The organism is Streptomyces sp. NH27 (assembly GCF_056859195.1).
Genome location: NZ_JACEGK010000764.1, coordinates 1 through 2,547 on the forward strand (window position 1 = coordinate 1; position 2,547 = coordinate 2,547).

Annotated in this window: 2 protein-coding genes and 1 pseudogene; all 3 read left to right on the forward strand. The window is 71.8% G+C overall.

Going from position 1 to position 2,547, the window contains the following annotated elements; genetic code table 11:
- A partial coding sequence (locus AC13HU_RS35495; RefSeq protein ID WP_483046121.1) for a YcaO-like family protein occupies nt 1-1,279 on the forward strand: 1,279 nt, incomplete at its 5' end.
- Nucleotides 1,258-1,935 (forward strand): TOMM precursor leader peptide-binding protein, encoded by a 678-nt coding sequence (locus AC13HU_RS35500; RefSeq protein ID WP_483046122.1) that lies wholly within the window; start codon nt 1,258-1,260, stop codon nt 1,933-1,935. The genes AC13HU_RS35495 and AC13HU_RS35500, both read left to right, overlap by 22 nt.
- Nucleotides 1,922-2,547 (forward strand): annotated as a pseudogene (locus AC13HU_RS35505) (hypothetical protein); the annotation flags it as partial. The gene AC13HU_RS35500 and the pseudogene AC13HU_RS35505, both read left to right, overlap by 14 nt.

A 2,547-nucleotide genomic window follows, 5' to 3' on the forward strand; every position in this document is an offset into this window, starting at 1 on the left:
GTCGAAGATGGATGCGCTGGACGGTCTGGTCTCTCCGTTCGGTGTGGTGTCGCGGGTCGCTGCCGCGGCTCGTGGATGGTGGCCGGACGATCTGTGCTCGTTCGCGTCGTATATCGGCAGTGGCAGGCCCGGCCATGGCAGCGACGAGGGGATCACCTGCGGGGCTCACGCGTGGCAGTCACCGGAACTGGCCCGGCTGGTCGCGCTGGCGGAGGCTGCCGAGAGGTACGCGGCGGGTGACGGCCGTCACCGGGAGTACACCTGGGGGACCGTCGACGGGCTCACCGGGCCGGTACTCGATCCGAACCGCTATCCGCGGTGTTCGGCCCGCGAGTACGCGCATCCCCGGTGTCCGGTACGTCCGTTCGACCGGCGGGCCCCGATCCGCTGGGTGCGCGGGTTGGACCTCGCCACTCGGGAACCGATCTGGGTTCCGGCTTGTATGGCCACGTACTTCCTGGACAACCCCACCCCGGCCGAGCACTTCGCTGTCGGCCTGTCCACGGGGTTCGCGGTGCACACCGACCCCGCCGAGGCGGTGCTCGGCGGGTTGCTGGAGGTGGTCGAACGTGATGCGACCGCCCTGCTGTGGTTGCAGCGGCTACCGGTTCCGCCGATCGACAGCGCGGTGCTCACCGAACCGACCAGAGCGGTGATCGAGTGGAGCCGCGGCCGGTTCGTCGATACCTACGTGTTCGACGCGACCACGGATGTGGGTATCCCGTCCGCGTACTGCATGCTCGTGGCGGAGCACGACGACAGAGCGCGCCGCATGGTGGGCGCCGCCGCGGGGCGGACGTTGGCAGACGCCGCCGAACGCGCCGTGTTCGAGACGGTGCGGAGCCGGGGCCTGTTCCACGACGACACACCCCTGCCGACCGACTACGCCACGTTCACACTCATGGACGGCGCCCGGTCGATGGGCGTGCCCGAGCGCGCGGACGTGTTCGACTTCCTTCTGGACGGCCTCGCCGGCCGTACGCCGAGCACCGGGCACGAGCGTGCCCTGCCGGCCGATTCGCGTAGCGCCCTGGAAACGGCGGTGGCACGGCTGAGCGCCCTGCAGATGCCTGCGGTCGTGGTCGATCGGACATCGTGCGAGCTGGAGGACATCGGGCTGACCGCGGTGAACGTGATCGTTCCCGACCTCCAGCCGATGAGTCTGCGTCCGCTCGCGCAGTTCCGCGGGCATCCCCGGCTGTTCACCGCGCCGGCCGCGATGGGGTACCCGGTACGAGACGAGGAGGGAACGAACCCGTGGGCACAACCGTTCGCGTGATCCGGGCCGATCGAACGAGCAGTGACACCGCGGTGTCGGTGGCGGCGGTCGCCCGCGGGGCGTTCGCACACCGGGTGGTCGAACTGCTCCAGTGCCGGGCGCCGGCTCCGGTCGTACGACACGCCGACCTTGCCGGGGCGTTCGCGTCGGCCGCCGACGTGGTCCTGGTCGCGCTGTGGCGCGCGGACACCGAACTCTGCCAGCAGGCGGACGAGTTGGCGCACCGGGTGCGGCGGACGTGGTTCCCTGTGGTCGCCGAGCATCCGATGATCCGGATCGGGCCGTATGTGCGGCCTGGCCACGGCCCTTGCTTCGACTGCTACTTGAGGCGGCGCGCGCAGCACGACGCGCATCACGCGAGTACGGCAGCGCTGCACGCCGCCTACGCGGCGGACCCGGCGTGCGGGCCGGCCGGATTCCTGCCGCATCACGCGCGGATCGCGGCCGGTGCGGCCGCACGGATGGCGGCGGGGCTGCACCCGCCGGGCGAGGTCGTCACCAGCCGGCTGCAACGGACCGCTCTGTCGGCCGATCCGGTGGCCGCCTGCCACGACTGCGACCGCTGCCGACTGCCGCGACAGCCGAGGGGAACCGACGTGCTGCTGGGCCTGCTGGCCGCTGATCCTGAAGAAGGAGGCCGCCGTGACCACGGGTGAACCGGCCGCGAGGCCGCGGCTGTGCCGGGGCCTGGCGGTGGTGCCGACTCCCGGCGGGCTCCTCATCGAAGGGGCGGTGCGGCGCAGGACGTTCCGCGGGTCCGCCGCGACCGATGTGCTCCCGAGGCTGCTGCCGCTGCTCGACGGCGCCCACGACCATACCGACCTGTGCGCCCTGTCGGGGCTGACCGAGGCGCAACTCGCCCAGGTCCTCGCGCTCTTCGACGGTTCCGGCCTGCTCGACCATCGGCCGGCCGGGGAGCAGGGAAACGGGCGGATGACCGCCGACGCGGCCGTATATCTGTCCCGCGCCATCGGTGGCACCGGATTCCACAGCAGCGCGGAACCGGCCTCGCTACTGGCCGGGTCGGCTGTCCACCTGGTCGGCGGCGGCGAACTCCTCCGCAGGGTGGCCGAGGATCTTTCCGATACCGGTGTCGGGCGGATCGTCATGACCGACGCGCCGCAACCGGATGGCCACCGCCGGGGCCACGTACCGCACACCCTCGCCGTGTTCGAGGACCGACCCGAGCAGACCACCACACTCGAAGAGGTGGTCGCCGCATTCGGCGCCGGTGGAACGGCGGTCCTGCGGGTGGCCCTGACCCGGAC